The 14,247-nt window shown below is 63.0% G+C and carries 11 protein-coding genes; 6 read left to right on the top strand and 5 right to left on the bottom strand.

From position 1 onward, the window contains the following. Positions 1 to 145 precede the first annotated feature (145 nt). Positions 146 to 943 (bottom strand): metallophosphoesterase family protein, encoded by a 798-nt coding sequence (locus PQ457_RS11145; RefSeq protein WP_273616936.1) that lies wholly within the window; start codon positions 941 to 943, stop codon positions 146 to 148. Positions 944 to 1,348: 405 nt separating this feature from the next. Here PQ457_RS11145 and PQ457_RS11140 point away from each other — a divergent pair, with 405 nt between their 5' ends. Then, positions 1,349 to 1,777, top strand: coding sequence for a VOC family protein (locus PQ457_RS11140; protein ID WP_273616935.1), 429 nt, complete (start codon positions 1,349 to 1,351; stop codon positions 1,775 to 1,777). Positions 1,778 to 1,796: 19 nt separating this feature from the next. Here PQ457_RS11140 and nhaA read toward each other — a convergent pair whose 3' ends face one another. Then, positions 1,797 to 2,981 (bottom strand): Na+/H+ antiporter NhaA, encoded by a 1,185-nt coding sequence (gene nhaA / locus PQ457_RS11135; protein ID WP_420540936.1) that lies wholly within the window; start codon positions 2,979 to 2,981, stop codon positions 1,797 to 1,799. 91 nt (positions 2,982 to 3,072) lie between these two features. Here nhaA and PQ457_RS11130 point away from each other — a divergent pair, with 91 nt between their 5' ends. The 5 genes from PQ457_RS11130 to PQ457_RS11110 all read left to right on the top strand — a co-directional run bounded on the left by PQ457_RS11130 (position 3,073) and on the right by PQ457_RS11110 (position 9,341). Beyond that, on the top strand, positions 3,073 to 4,521 hold the full coding sequence (locus PQ457_RS11130) for a glycosyl transferase family protein (RefSeq protein ID WP_273616934.1): 1,449 nt from the start codon (positions 3,073 to 3,075) through the stop codon (positions 4,519 to 4,521). Then, the gene (locus tag PQ457_RS11125) at positions 4,521 to 5,807 is read left to right on the top strand and encodes a hypothetical protein (RefSeq protein ID WP_273616933.1); all 1,287 of its coding nucleotides are present in this window, start codon (positions 4,521 to 4,523) and stop codon (positions 5,805 to 5,807) included. Before PQ457_RS11130 ends, PQ457_RS11125 begins: the two co-directional genes overlap by 1 nt. A gap of 69 nt (positions 5,808 to 5,876) precedes the next feature. Next, positions 5,877 to 6,788, top strand: a complete 912-nt coding sequence (locus PQ457_RS11120; RefSeq protein WP_273616932.1) for a sulfite exporter TauE/SafE family protein — start codon at positions 5,877 to 5,879, stop codon at positions 6,786 to 6,788. Next, positions 6,785 to 7,552 (top strand): TIGR02186 family protein, encoded by a 768-nt coding sequence (locus PQ457_RS11115; protein ID WP_273616931.1) that lies wholly within the window; start codon positions 6,785 to 6,787, stop codon positions 7,550 to 7,552. The genes PQ457_RS11120 and PQ457_RS11115 overlap by 4 nt, the downstream gene beginning before the upstream one ends. 91 nt (positions 7,553 to 7,643) lie before the next feature. Further along, complete coding sequence (locus PQ457_RS11110; RefSeq protein ID WP_273616930.1) at positions 7,644 to 9,341, top strand: ATP-binding protein; 1,698 nt, start codon at positions 7,644 to 7,646, stop codon at positions 9,339 to 9,341. An 11-nt stretch (positions 9,342 to 9,352) separates the two neighbouring features. Here PQ457_RS11110 and PQ457_RS11105 read toward each other — a convergent pair whose 3' ends face one another. The 3 genes from PQ457_RS11105 to PQ457_RS11095 are packed head-to-tail and all read right to left on the bottom strand — an operon-like array spanning position 9,353 to position 14,228. Further along, the gene (locus PQ457_RS11105; RefSeq protein ID WP_273616929.1) at positions 9,353 to 10,792 is read right to left on the bottom strand and encodes an MATE family efflux transporter; all 1,440 of its coding nucleotides are present in this window, start codon (positions 10,790 to 10,792) and stop codon (positions 9,353 to 9,355) included. Then, a complete protein-coding gene (locus PQ457_RS11100) occupies positions 10,789 to 11,532 on the bottom strand; it encodes a 7-carboxy-7-deazaguanine synthase QueE (RefSeq protein WP_273619308.1) in 744 nt (247 codons plus the stop codon). The genes PQ457_RS11105 and PQ457_RS11100 overlap by 4 nt, the downstream gene beginning before the upstream one ends. Then, positions 11,529 to 14,228 carry a valine--tRNA ligase gene (locus PQ457_RS11095; protein ID WP_273616928.1) on the bottom strand — a complete coding sequence of 900 codons (2,700 nt, stop codon included), beginning with the start codon at positions 14,226 to 14,228 and terminating at the stop codon, positions 11,529 to 11,531. The genes PQ457_RS11100 and PQ457_RS11095 overlap by 4 nt, the downstream gene beginning before the upstream one ends. Between the last annotated feature and the right edge of the window lie 19 nt (positions 14,229 to 14,247).

Below are 14,247 nucleotides of genomic sequence, written 5' to 3'. Positions count from 1 at the left end.
CTGCGTTTTCGGCAGTTTTTCGCACCGCCGGCGTATTCTCCGGGAAAGCGCGAACCGCGGAAAAGCCCTGAACCGACCCGCTGCGCATGTTGTTTTTGTTCGACCAACCATCGCGATGACCGCGCGCAGGCTTGCCGCTATTCGTTCATTTTTCGAGACGAATGCTGATTTTGTCTTCGTCGACCACGGTGGAAAGCAGTAATTGCTCCTCACCTTCCAGCAACAAGGCGGTCAAGCGCCCTGATTGATAGGCGCCCGTGTCGATGCCGATCCGGTTGCGCCGAATTTCGGGAGCATCGGCGATGGTGTGGCCATGCACGATCACACTGCCATGGGCCTGTTCGCTCGACAGGAACGGCTCGCGGATCCAGCGCAGATCGGCCGGTATCTGCGCCTCAAGAGCAACACCGGGGCGGATACCGGCATGGACAAAGGCATAATCGCCGATCTGCAGGCATGCTTCAAAGGTGTCAATGAAATCAATCCATTCCTGCGTGATGGCCTGCTGCATCAGGACCTGCAGTTCTTCCCATGAAGCATCGGCATAGGTCTTTTCGTCGATCCCGAAGCTGATGAGCGTTTCGCGCCCGCCATGCTGGACGAATTGGCGCAGCACCTCGATCCGTTCCAGCGAGTGGATTAGCATTTCCTCATGATTGCCCATCAGGATATGCATCGCCTTGCCCGCCGCGCGGCGCCCCTGCTGCCATTGTCGGGCCAGCGCCAGCACGCCCAGACTGGCCGGGCCGCGGTCGATCAGATCGCCCAGCAGGATGACGGTGGTTTGGGCCGGGCCGCGCTGCTGGTCCTCGGCCTCGATCGCCTCCATCAGCGCCTCGAACAGATCGAGCCGTCCATGGATGTCGCCAATTGCGAAGACCCTTTGGCCATCAGGGATACGCGGCGGGCTGGCCGAGGCTGTGCCTGCGAACAACTTGCGCAACGCTCCTAGCATAATTCTGTCTGCCCTATATTCGTGAACCCCATGGCCTTACGGGGCGCGCCGATCAGGGTCAAGTTTAAGGGCTGTTAGGCAAATGGGTCGGGGGCGTGCGCGCATTTCTGCGGATAATGGGCGGTTGTGACCACGCGTGGGGTTTCGGCAAATTCTTTTTCCTTCGCCGGTGCCGCCCGCACAGTGTCAGCCTGGCATTGCCGCGCAAAGGCGCGAAAAAAACCGGATGGTGGCGGCGCTGAATCGGAAATTCTATCTTGCTCATGCCGACGGGTCGCGGCCATGATGATTTGTGCCCCCAATGCCCCGATGGCGGGGCGTTTATGTCTTGCGCAGGATAACGGCGGTTTGGGCCGCGCTGCACATGACTGGCGACGAGTGGAGTTAATAGCCGTGACGAAATTCTTGCACACGATGATCCGCGTGACCGACCCGGACGCGACCATCGCCTTGTTCGGCCTGCTGGGCCTGCGTGAAACGCGCCGCTTTTCCAGCGAGCAGGGCCGTTTCACGCTGATCTATCTGGCCTGCCCCGGTCAGGATTACGAGGTTGAGCTGACCTATAACTGGCCCGCCGAGGACGGCAGCGCCGAGACCTATACCGGCGGACGCAATTTCGGCCATCTGGCGTTTCAGGTCGACGATATTTACGCCACCTGCCAGACGCTGGCCGATGCGGGCGTGACCATCAACCGTCCGCCGCGCGATGGCCATATGGCCTTTGTCAAAACGCCCGACGGGATCAGCATCGAACTGTTGCAGAATGGCCGTCTGGAGCCTGCCGAACCCTGGGCCTCCATGCCCAACACCGGCAGTTGGTAAAGCGCGGGGCCGGGGTGTTTCAACCGCCTCGGCCTCCGTCATTGCGAGCCAGCCGCAGCAGCATCGCCCCGACCGCGCCCGAAATCAGCGACCCGGTCAGAATGCCCAGGCGGATAGCGTTTTCCCGTGCCGGATCGGGGGCAAAGGCCAGCGTGCTGATGAACATGCTCATGGTAAAGCCGATGCCTGCCAAATGCCCCGCGCCCAGCGCCTGAAGCCAACTGACGCCCTCGGGCCTGCGCGCCAATCCGGTGGCTTCGGCCAGCCACATCGCTCCCATCACGCCCACCGGCTTGCCCAACACCAACCCCGCGCCAATCGCCACCGGCAGCGTGATGTCGCCCACCGGGCCGCCCAATTGCACCCCGGCATTGACCAGTCCGAACATCGGCACGATAACCAGACCGCTCCACGGTGCCAGCGCGTGTTCGAGGCGTAGGAGGGGGCTGTCATGGCGTTCGTCCAGCGCGATGGGCACGGTCAGCGCGGCCAGCACGCCCGCCACCGTGGCATGCACACCCGAATGCAGCACGCACCACCATAGCGCGACCGCCATCAGCCCATAGGGCCAGACCCGCTTGCACCCCATCCTGTTGAGCGCCATGCCCGCCCCCAGCACGCACGTCCCCGTGCCCAGCCACACCAGATCAACATGGGCGGTATAGCCCAGCGCGATTACGATCACCGCGCCAATATCGTCCACCACCGCCACGGTCAGCAGGAACAGGCGCAAGGATCGCGGCACACAGCGTCCCAGCAGCGCCATGACGCCCATGGCAAAGGCAATATCGGTGGCCGAGGGAATCGCCCATCCGCGCTGGAGGCCCGGATGATGGCGCGCTACGATCAGATAGATCGCAGCCGGCGCCGCCATGCCCGCCAGCGCAGCCAGCACGGGGAGCCGCCTTTGCCGCGCATCGGCCAGATTGCCGATCAGCACCTCGCGTTTCACCTCCAGCCCGACCGTGAAGAAAAACGCCACCATGACGCCATTGCCCATCACATCGCGCAGCGAGGCCAGATGGGGCAGAGCCGCCCCGAATAGCGGCCTGTCCAGCATTCGTGTCCATGCCGATGACCATGACGAATTACTTATCACTATCGCCACCATGGTAACGAAAGCCAGTAAAACGCCAGCGAGAACTTCCTGATTGTGCGCAAGATTTTGGACAAAACCGCGCGTTCTAATGAAAAATGGCGTCACCGGTCCCTCTTGCCGAGAATTGGCATTGCTTCAATAAGTGATTCTTATTACTTGGATGCTCGTAGGTGCCAACAAGGGGGTTATCTCGTCGATGTCCTTTGCCGCGTGGGGTGGCTGGACCGTAGTTGAGTGGCTGCTGTTGATCGAGCGGGAATTGCTGCTCTTTGCGCTCTTCTGGTTTGTGATCGGTATGGTGGATGAATTGGCTGTTGATGCCATTTGGTTCTGCATGCGCCTCAAACCGGGTTTTCGTACACCATATCTCTCGCAAGATGTATCGCAAGGGCGTCTTGAAGGGCACCTTGCGGTCTTTGTCGCCTGTTGGCACGAGGCCGACGTGATCGGCGCGACGGTGGCCAATATGCTGCGCTGCTGGAAAGAAAGCGAATATATTCTGTATATAGGCTGCTATTGCAATGACCCGGCCACGGTGGCCGCGGTCACCGCGATCGGCGGCAGCGATCCACGCCTGCGCATTGTCATCCATGACAAATTCGGCCCCACCACCAAGGCCGATTGCCTCAACCGCATCTACAAGGCGATGTGCGCGGATGAACAAAGGCTGGGGCGGCGTTTCAAGGGCATTGTGCTGCATGACAGCGAGGACATGGTCCATCCGCTCGAACTGATGCTGATCGACCGGGCTCTGTCGGACGTGGAATTTGTGCAATTGCCGGTCCGCCCCGAAATTCCCGATGGCGCCCATTGGGTGGCTGGCCATTATTGCGACGAATTTGCCGAGGCCCATGCCCGCGCGATGCCGGTGCGCGATGCGCTGGGTGCGGGGTTGCCCGCTGCGGGCGTCAGTTGCGGCTTTTCGCGCGACATGCTCGAACTGATCGGCGAGGTCCGCATGATGGAATCGGTCGATGGCCCCTTTGCCGCCGATTGCCTGACCGAGGATTACGAATTGGGCATGCTGATCCCGCATCTGGGCGGGCGCGGCTGTTTTCTGCGTTGCCGCGATGCCGACGGCAATCTCATCGGCACGCGCTCCTATTTCCCCGATACGGTGCTGACCTCGGTACGGCAAAAGACGCGCTGGATGCATGGCATCTGCCTTCAAGGCTGGGATCGTTTGGGGTGGAACATGCGGTTGGTCGATATCTGGATGTCGGTTCGTGACCGGCGCGGGCCGCTGATCGCGCTGGTGCTGTTTGCCGCCTATATTCTGCTGTTGGTCGAGGGGGTTCTGGCCGTGGCGCGTTTCTGGCTGGGCAAGGACATGCCGCAATTGGCGCCGCCGCCCGCCTATCTGCATTACGCGATGAACCTGTGCGTGATCGGACTGATCTGGCGTTCGTTCATGCGCGCGCTGTTCACCGGGCGCGAATATGGCTGGCGCGAGGGCCTTTTGGCGCCCTTGCGGCTGCCGGTGGCGAATGTGGTGATGATATTGGCCGCGCGGCGTGCGCTTTGGGCCTATTGCCGCAGTCTGGGCGGCGCGCGGGTGATTTGGGACAAGACCGATCATAGGGTTCATCCCTCACTGCTGGCCTCGGCCATGCCGCGGCCGGGTGCGCTGGAAAATATTGCCTGATGCTTCATCGCGACGCCTTGCCGGACCGGTTCCGCCGACCTCGAAAGCGGGGCGAACCGTTGGTGATGTTCGCGGCTGTGCTGATGCTTTGGATGGGAGGACGCACGGCAACCTGGGAAAGTCTGTCGCTGGCGATGCGCCCTGATGATCTCAGTGCGGAGCGGCCCGCCGCGCCCCGGCTTGCGCTGCGGCCATGGCAAGGCGTGCCCGGCTCGTCCGCGGTTGCGGCGGTGCCCCATGATTTTGCCGGGCCGACGCGGATGGAGGATGTCGCGCCCGGGATGGTTCGACTTGTGTTGGCCGAACCATTGCTCCCTTTGCCGATCGCGCCTTTGCAACCTGCGGCGCTGACCTCGACAGCACCGCTGGCCCGGTTGGCACGCGCGAGGGCGATGCGCACCGTCACCCAGCAGGTGCTTTATATGGCCGCCATGGTCAGCCTGCCTTTGCCTGCCGAAATGCAGGTCCGGCCGCCTCGTCACCGCAGGCTTCAGCCGGGCCGTGACGGCATGGGCAACATCACCTCTGTGCCGGTCGAGACCGATAAGGATGGTGCAGGCGAGTTGATGGCCACGCATGAGAAACCGCTGGGCCAGACCGCCGGGCGGCGCGGTGCCGAGCGGCGCTGGTCGGGCGATGGCTGGCTGTTGATGCGGCAGGGGGGCAACGATCATGCTCTGGCCGGGGGCAGCGCGCCCTATGGGCCGACCTATGGCGCCAACCAGATCGGCGCGGTGCTGCGCTATCGGCTGATCCCCGGCGAGGCGCATAAGCTGACCGCCTATACGCGCGCCTATGGGGCATTGAACGGCACGGGTGAGCGCGAGGTGGCCGCGGGCCTGTCGCTGCGCCCTGTTCCGGCCGTGCCGGTAATCGCCATGGCCGAAATGCGCGCCAGCCAGTTTCAATCGGGCAAGACCCACGCCCGCCCGGCGGTCAGCCTGGTCACCGAAATTCCGCCGGTGCGGCTGGGCGGGCGGTTGGAGGCCGAAACCTATGTTCAGGCCGGCTATGTGGGCGGTGCGGCCGCCACCCCTTTTATCGACGGCCAGATCCGGGTGGAGCAGGTGGTTACGCGTGGCGGCGGGGCCGAACTGCGCATGGGGCTGGGCGCATGGGGCGGCGCGCAGCAGGGCGCGAACCGGCTGGATATCGGGCCAACCTTGCGCATCGGGATGCGGCAGGGTCAGGTGGGCGCGCGGATCGCCATCGACTATCGGTTGCGGGTGCAGGGTAATGCCATGCCCACCTCGGGCCCGGCGCTCACACTGTCCGCAGGTTTTTGACGCGGCCGGGGCGGGATGGGCCGGGCAGGGCTTTCCCGCGCGGCATTCAGGCGCTAGCGTGGGGGGGCTATGGATGTCTATCTTCCCATTGCCAATCTGTCGGTCAACGGCCTGATTATCATCGGGCTTGGGCTGATCACGGGCATGCTGTCGGGCATCTTCGGCGTGGGCGGCGGGTTTTTGACCACGCCGCTGCTGATCTTCTACGGCATTCCCCCCACGGTGGCGGCGGCCTCGGCGGCCAGTCAGGTGACCGGGGCCAGCGTCTCGGGCATGCTGGCCCATCATCAGCGCGGCGGGGTGGATTACCGCATGGGGCTGGTGCTGGTGGCAGGCGGCGTGCTGGGCACGGGGGTGGGGGCGATGCTCTTCAGCCTGCTGCAGGCGCTGGGACAGATCGATACGGTGATCAACCTGCTTTATGTCTCGATGCTGGGCGGGATCGGCGCGATGATGGCGCGCGAGAGCATCCAGACCCTGCGCGCGGGAGGCGGCGGCGCGCGCCCGGTGCGCAAGCGTCGGCATCATCCGCTGGTGACGCGCCTGCCGGGGCGGTGGCGCTTCTATCGCTCGGGCCTGTATATTTCGCCGCTGGCGCCTTTGCTGCTGGGCATGTTCACCGGCATTCTGACCATGCTGATGGGGATCGGCGGCGGTTTCGTGCTGGTTCCGGCCATGCTCTACATTCTGGGTATGAGCGCACAGGTGGTGGTGGGAACCAGCCTGTTTCAGATCCTGTTCGTGACCATGGCCACCACGATGATGCATGCGCTGACCACGCGGGCGGTGGATATTGTGCTGGCCGGACTGTTGCTGATCGGGTCGGTGTCGGGCGCGCAACTGGGCGCGCGTTTCGCCACTACGGCAAGTCCCGTCAAGCTGCGCCTTGCGCTGGCGGCAATCGTGCTGGCGGTCGCGGCGCGCATGGCGCTGGGGCTGACATGGCGGCCGGATGAAATCTTTACGGTGAGCCTGCTGTGAGGCGACTGCTCGCCCTGCTTGCGCTTTATCTGCTGGCCGGGACTCCTTGGGCTGCTGCGGCCGAGCCGGTGCTGGTCACCGATATTTCCCAGCATCGCATCGAATTGCGGCAGGGCTTTACCGGGGCGCAATTGCTGCTCTTTGGCGCGATCATGTCGCCTGATGGGGCCAATGCGGTGCGCGATTATGATGTGGTGGTGGTCCTCGAAGGCCCCGCGCATCCGATGGTCCTGCGCGAAAAGCGCAAGGTGGCGGGCATGTGGGTCAACGCAGAATATACCACGCTGCGCTCGGTGCCCAGTTTCTATGCCGTGGTGGCCAATCGCCCGATCCGGCAGATTACCGACCCGCGCACGGCCGCGATCTATCAACTGGGTCTCGATTCGCTGCAACTTTCGCCAAGCGACAGTATCGATCCCGCGCGTGAAGCCCATTTCGCCACCGGCCTTGTCGATCTGATGCAGCGGCAGGGCCTGTTCCATCAGGACGATTCGGGCGTCACCATCAACGGCGGAGTGCTCTATTCGGCCCGCATCAATCTGCCTTCCAGCGTCCAGCCTGGGGTTTATACCGCCGAAACCTTTGCTGTGCGCAAGGGGCGGGTGGTGGCATCGGCCATCGCGCGGGTCGAGGTGGGCAAGCAGGGCTTTGAAAAGGCCGTCGCCGATTTTTCGCAAAAGGAAGCGCTGGCCTACGGGCTGATGGCCGTGGCGGTGTCGGTGGTGATGGGCTGGGTCGCGGGGCGGCTTTTCGCCCTCTTCTGAGGGGGTGAAAATTAAGCCTAATATTAACCTTTTCGGCCTTATTTCGTGATGCAATGACAGGGGTTCGCATCTCGGCACAGGCCCGATTGGCATGAATGACATGACCAATCCCGGCTTGAACGGCGCCTATGGCGCACAGGGCACAGTCCATACGGAGCTGGGCGATCAAGGCGATTGCCTGCCCAATTCAGCTCAGCCGATGGGCGTGGTTCTGGAAATTTCAGGGGCGGGCGGGCTGATCGCGCTCGATCTGCAACGTCTGGCCGAATGCGGGGCGGACGTGGACCCTTCGATCGCGCAATCGGGCCTTGTGGGCAGCCAGATCCGCATTATAGCGGGCCAGACCTGCCTGCTGGCCAGCATCCGCGATCAGAAACAGGGGCGCAGGGCCGATGAGGGCATCATCGCCACGGTCGATTTTCTGGGCGAGGGGACGCTCGATCCGCAGACCGGCGCGCTGACCAGTTTTCGGCGCGGGGTGACGCAATATCCGCTGCCCGGCGCGATGGTCTTTCCGGCCGGCACGCGCGACCTGCGCCATATCTATTCGGGCGACGGGCGCGCGGTGATCACCATCGGCAAGGTCCACCCGACCACCACGATCCGCGCCAGCCTCTATATCGATTCGCTGCTGGGCAAGCATTTCGCGCTGCTGGGTTCGACCGGCACGGGCAAATCGACCGCGCTGGCCCTGATCCTGCACCGGATCTGCGAACTGGCGCCGCAGGGCCATATCCTGATGATCGACCCGCATGGCGAATATGCCAGCGCCTTTCGGCAAACGGGCCTGATCCTTGACGTTTCGAACCTGCAACTGCCCTATTGGCTGATGAATTTCGAGGAGCATTGCGAGATCCTCCTGTCGAGTCAGGGAGAGAACCGGCAGGTCGATGCTGAGATCCTTGGCAAATGCCTGCTGGCCGCGCGGCAGAAGAACCGTCTGGCCGAGGCGTTGGGCGGGCGGATCACGGTGGATTCGCCGGTGCCCTATCTGATCAGCGATCTTCAGGCGATCCTGCACAATGAGATGGGCAAGCTGGAAAAGGCGACCACCACCGCGCCCTATGTCCGGTTGAAATCCCGCATTGACGAATTGCGGGGCGATCCGCGTTTCAACTTCCTGTTTTCCGGGATGCTGGTGGGCGACACGATGGTGGACGTGCTCTCGCGCATGTTCCGCCTGCCTTCGGCGGGACAGCCGATTGCGATCATCGACGTGTCCGGCGTGCCCTCGGAAGTCACCTCGACGGTGGTGGCGCTGCTCTCGCGGCTGGTGTTCGATTTTTCGATCTGGGCGCGCGAGGAGGATACCCGCCCCATCCTGCTGGTGTGCGAGGAAGCGCATCGCTATGTGCCCAATGAGAAGAATGCCGATGGCTCTTCGGTGGGCCGTATCCTCTCGCGCATTGCCAAGGAAGGACGCAAATATGGCGTCTCGCTCGGCCTTGTGACCCAGCGGCCTTCCGACCTTGCCGAGGGCGTGCTGAGCCAGTGCGGCACGATCCTGTCGATGCGTCTGAACAACGAGCGCGATCAGGCCTTTGTCCGCGCGGCCATGCCTGAGGGCGCGCGCGGCTTTCTGGATTCGATCCCCGCGCTGCGCAACCGCGAATGCATCATCTGCGGCGAGGGTGTGGGCATTCCAATGCGTGTCTCCTTCGACGATCTGGAGGAAGCCAAGCGGCCCGCCTCCTCCGATCCGTCCTTCAGCCAGCTTTGGCGTCAGAGCGGCGACGATCACCAGATGGTGATGCGCACCGTCCAGCGCTGGCGCACCCAAGGGCGCTGATTGACTGGGCGTTAGGCGGGTCGGCCACCCGCCTTGGGCGTCACCTTGCGCCAGTTGCCGCGCAGATAGATCGCGCTGGTCATCGCCACGGCCACTACCGCGCTGAACGGATAGGCATACCACAGCGCATTGGCCCCCAGATAGGGGAAGGCGACAAAGTAGAAGCCCACGCGCGCCGGATACATCGCCACAAACATGATGACGAGCGGGAGGATCACCGCGCCGTAAGCCCGCATCGTGCCCGTCAGGATCATCATGATCCCAAACAGCACGAAGGACACGCTGACGATCGGCTGCATATGCTGGGCGATCGGGATCGACGGGCTGCCGGGCACAAGGAACATCCGCAGGAGAGGCGCATCGAAGATCACGATCAGCACGGCCAGCGTCACCGTCACGCTCTCGTTCACGATCAGCCCTCGCATCGTGATCTTGCTGACCCGCTTGTGCAGCCCCGCGCCGACATTCTGCGCCACCATGGCCGAAACCGCGCTGGCAATGGCAAAGGCGGGCATTTGCAGATAGTTCCACAATTGCATAGAGGCGCCATAGGCCGCCGCCGTGGCCACGCCTTCGCGGTTGACCAGACCCACCATCACCAGGCCGGCTGACGAGACCAGCAGCATCTGCGCGCCCATCGGCAGGCCCTTGGCGATGATGAAACGCAGCTCATCCCCGCGCGGGCGCAGATAGGCCCATTCCTGTCCCCGCAGCCGCAGGGGCAGATCGCGCGCATAGATCCAGCCCAGCATCAGCGCCGCGCCCGCAAAGTTGGCGGCCGCCGTCGACCATGCCGAACCCGCAATCCCCATCGCCGGGATCGGACCAAAGCCGCGGATCAGCAGCGGGTTCATCGTGATGTCGATCAGCACGGTCAGGATCATCGCGAAAAGCGGCACCTTGGCGTCACCCACTCCGCGCATACCCATCGAGAGCATGATCGAGATCGACCCGAAAGGCATGGTGATGAACACCACGCGCAGATAGTCGAGCGCCTCGATCCGGCTTGCCTCGGGCGTGGCCATCAGATGCAGCAATCTGGGCGCCAGCACCGAGCCGATGATGCCGATCAGCACCGAGAGCGCCACGCAAAAGCCCATGCCCGAGCCGAAAGTCACCCGCGCGCTGTCCATGTCGCGCGCGCCAAAGGATTGCCCCACGCGCACGGTCGTGGCCATGCCAAAGCCGAACACCGTGGCCATCATCAGGAACATGATGATGTTGACATTGGCCGTGGCCGCCAGCGCGCTTTCCCCGATCAGCTTGCCCACCCAGATCGAGTTGACCGTGCCGTTGAGCGTTTGCAGCAGGTTGGAGAGCAGGGTAGGAATGGAAAACAGCAGCAGCGTTTTCAGGATCGGCCCCTGCGTCAGATCGCCCCGCATCGGGGTGGCGTGGCCATGGGGGCGCGCATCGGAAGGCGGCGCTTCTTCGGTGACAAATTCGCTCATGTGCCTCTGGTGTCGCCGGAAAGATGAATATGCAAGCGGTCTGTCATCGCATAACCGCGCTGCAGACAAAGATCAGCAATCCATACCATCCGCGCGCGCAGTGTTTCGGGATCGCGCCCCTCGGGCATCAGGAAGATGCGCTCGGCAGGCAGGCCATGCTCGGCAGCCAGTGCGGCGACCTCTTCGACATCATCGGGGGTCGCCACCACGAATTTGAAGAAAGCCTTGGGATATTGGGCAAAAAAGCGCAAAGCTTCGGGCCGGATGGCCAGATCCCGCGGGTTGCCCGAATGGCCCAGCTTGGGGCTGACGTTATATTGCGCCACCCGCGCGGCCAGCGCTTCGCCAGGCACGACAGAACCATTGGTCTCGATCTCAACCTGATAATCGCCCAGCGCAAAAAGATGATCGAGCATCCGCACGAGGGCAGGGGCCTGAAGCAAAGGCTCACCCCCGGTAATGACGAGTCGGCTTTGGCCAAAGGCATGGATGGCCTCGGCCACCTTCGCCTCGTCCCAGACCACCTGATTGTCGGCGCGGTCAAAGGCGATCCCGTCCTTGTGGGGCCGGTTGTCGCCCTCGAACCGCCAAGTATACGCCGTGTCGCACCATTGGCACGCCAGATTGCAGCGCGACAGGCGCAGGAAGACGCAGGGGCGCCCGATGGACGCCCCTTCACCTTGCAAGGCCGCAAAGATTTCCGGTTTGCCCGGAATGATCGTTGCGAGGCTCAGCATTATCCCAAACGCGCCAGCGCAGCCGCAAGGCGGGTGGCCTCGGCGCTGTGATGGGCGTGGTCGGCGCGGGCCTTATCGATGGCCTCGGGCTTGGCCTTTTCGACAAAGGCCGGGTTCGACAGGCGCTTGTCGAGCGAATCGCGCTCTTTCTCCGACGTGGCCAGAGCCTTGGCCAAACGCGCCTTTTCCGCCGCCACGTCGATCAGCCCTTCGAGCGGAACGATGATATTGGCATCGCCCGCGCCCACCTGCATCGCCGCGCCCGCAGGGGCTGGAGCGAAATGGATGGCATCGAGACGCGCCAGGCGGTCAATCGCCACCGGATTGCGGGTGATGATGCCGCGCGTGGCCTCGCTGGGGTCGGGCAAATAGGCGGTCAGGCGCGATCCGGGCGCAAGGCCTAGTTCCACCTTGGCGCCGCGCAGGTTACCGATGAGCGCGATCAGCCATTCGACCTCACGCTTGGCCTCGGCGTCCACTTCGGCCTGAGGGGCGGGCCATGCCGCCACGATCAACTCGCTTTCACGCGCGCCCAGCTTGCTCCACAGCTCTTCGGTCACAAACGGCATGAAGGGGTGGAGCATGACCAGAATCTGATCCAGCACCCAACCGGCCACAGCCTTGGTTTCCTCGTCGAACGAACCCTTGATCAGTTCGATGTACCAGTCGCAGAAAGCATTCCACACGAATTGGTAGATCGCGCTGGCTGCGGCATCAAAACGCAGTTCGGCCATCGCCTTGTCGAGTGCGGCTACGGTTTCGACCACCTCGCCGATGATCCACTTGTTCACCGCGCTGGTGGCGACCGGGGCGGCCACCGAGGTGGACGCCGTGATGCCGTTGGATTGACAGAAACGCGCCGCATTCCAAAGCTTGGTCGCAAAGTTGCGATAACCTTCGACGCGCTTTTCATCCATCTTCACATCGCGGCCCTGCGATTCCATCGCCGCCATGAAGAAGCGCAAGGCATCCGCCCCATATTGGTCGATCAGGCCCAGCGGATCGACGACATTGCCCTTGGACTTGGACATTTTCGCGCCATCGGCCGCGCGCACCAGACCATGCAGATAGAGCCGCTTCCACGGCACTTCCTTCATGAAATGAATGCCTTGCATCGCCATGCGCGCATCCCAGAAGAACAGGATGTCAAAGCCCGACACCAGCAGGTCGTTGGGATAGTGCTTCTTTAGCAGCGGTGCGTCCTCGTCCGGCCAGCCCAGCGTGGCAAAAGGCCAGAGCGCCGAGGAGAACCACGTGTCGAGCACGTCGGAATCGCGGGTCAGCGCCTTGTTGCCCGCCAGAGCCTGCGCCTCTTCCTCGGTTTCGGCCACAAAGACCTGACCATCCTCGGCATACCACGCCGGAATACGATGGCCCCACCAGAGCTGTCGCGACACGCACCACGGCTGGATATTTTCCATCCAGTTGAAGAAGGTCTTTTCCCAGCTCTTGGGCACGATCTCGATTGCGCCGCTGCGCACCGCCTCAATCGGCTTTTGCGCCAGCACGGCGGCATTCACATACCACTGATCGGTCAGCCAAGGCTCGATCACCACCCCGCCGCGGTCGCCATAGGGCGTCTGGATCACGCGAGGTTCGGCGTCATGCTCCACCTCTTCGCCTTCCTTGTTCTTGGTGATGTGCGGGACCAGCAGACCCTCGGCCTTCAGCCGCGCCACAACCGCCTTGCGCGCGTCAAAGCGCTCCATCCCCACGAACTCGTCCGGGATCAGCCCATCGGCCACCTGCACCACATGGGCATCGGCATCGAGCATGTTGAGCATCTGGTTCGCGGCAATCCCCGCGCGCTTGCCCACTTCAAAGTCGTTGAAGTCATGGCCCGGCGTGATCTTGACCGCGCCCGTGCCCAGCGCCGGGTCGGCATGTTCATCGGCCACGATGGGGATCAGACGGCCTGTAATGGGCAGCTTCACAAATTTGCCGATGACGCTTTTGTAACGATCATCTTCGGGGTGAACCGCCACAGCCATATCGGCCAGCATGGTTTCAGGTCGCGTGGTTGCCACGACGATATGGTCACGCCCATCAGCCAGAGTCACGCCGTCTGCCAGCGGATAGCGGAAGCGCCAGAAATGGCCCTGAACCTCGCGGGTTTCCACCTCAAGGTCGGAAATCGCGGTTTTCAGCTTGGGGTCCCAATTGACCAGACGCTTGTCGCGATAGATCAGCCCCTGATTATAGAGATCGACAAAGACCTTCACCACCGCGCGGGTGAAATGCGGGTCCATCGTGAACTGCTCGCGGCTCCAGTCCATCGAGCAGCCCAGACGGCGCAACTGGCCGGTGATGGTGCCGCCGCTCTCGGCTTTCCATTCCCAGACCTTGTCGATGAAACCTTCGCGCGTGTAATTGGTGCGCTTGTCGCCCTTGGCCTCCATCTGGCGCTCGACCACCATTTGCGTCGCGATGCCGGCATGGTCCGTGCCCACCACCCAGAGCGCATCCTTGCCGCGCAGGCGCTCGTAACGGATCACGATATCCTGAAGCGTATTGTCCAGCGCATGGCCGATATGCAGCGAACCCGTCACATTGGGCGGCGGATTGACGATGGTAAAAGGCGCCGCATCGGGGCGCTCGGGGCGGAACAGGTTGTTCGCCTCCCAATGGCCATACCATTTCGCTTCGATCCCGGCGGGGTCAAAGGTCTTGTCGAGCATATTGGCGGTTTCTTCGGTCATGTCATTTCCAGCTATTTGG

The sequence above is a fragment of the Novosphingobium humi genome (assembly GCF_028607105.1).
In the GTDB taxonomy this organism is placed as follows: Bacteria; Pseudomonadota; Alphaproteobacteria; order Sphingomonadales; family Sphingomonadaceae; genus Novosphingobium; species Novosphingobium humi.
The sequence above is the reverse complement of the archived record's forward strand: the minus strand, read 5'-3'. Positions and strand labels throughout refer to the sequence as shown.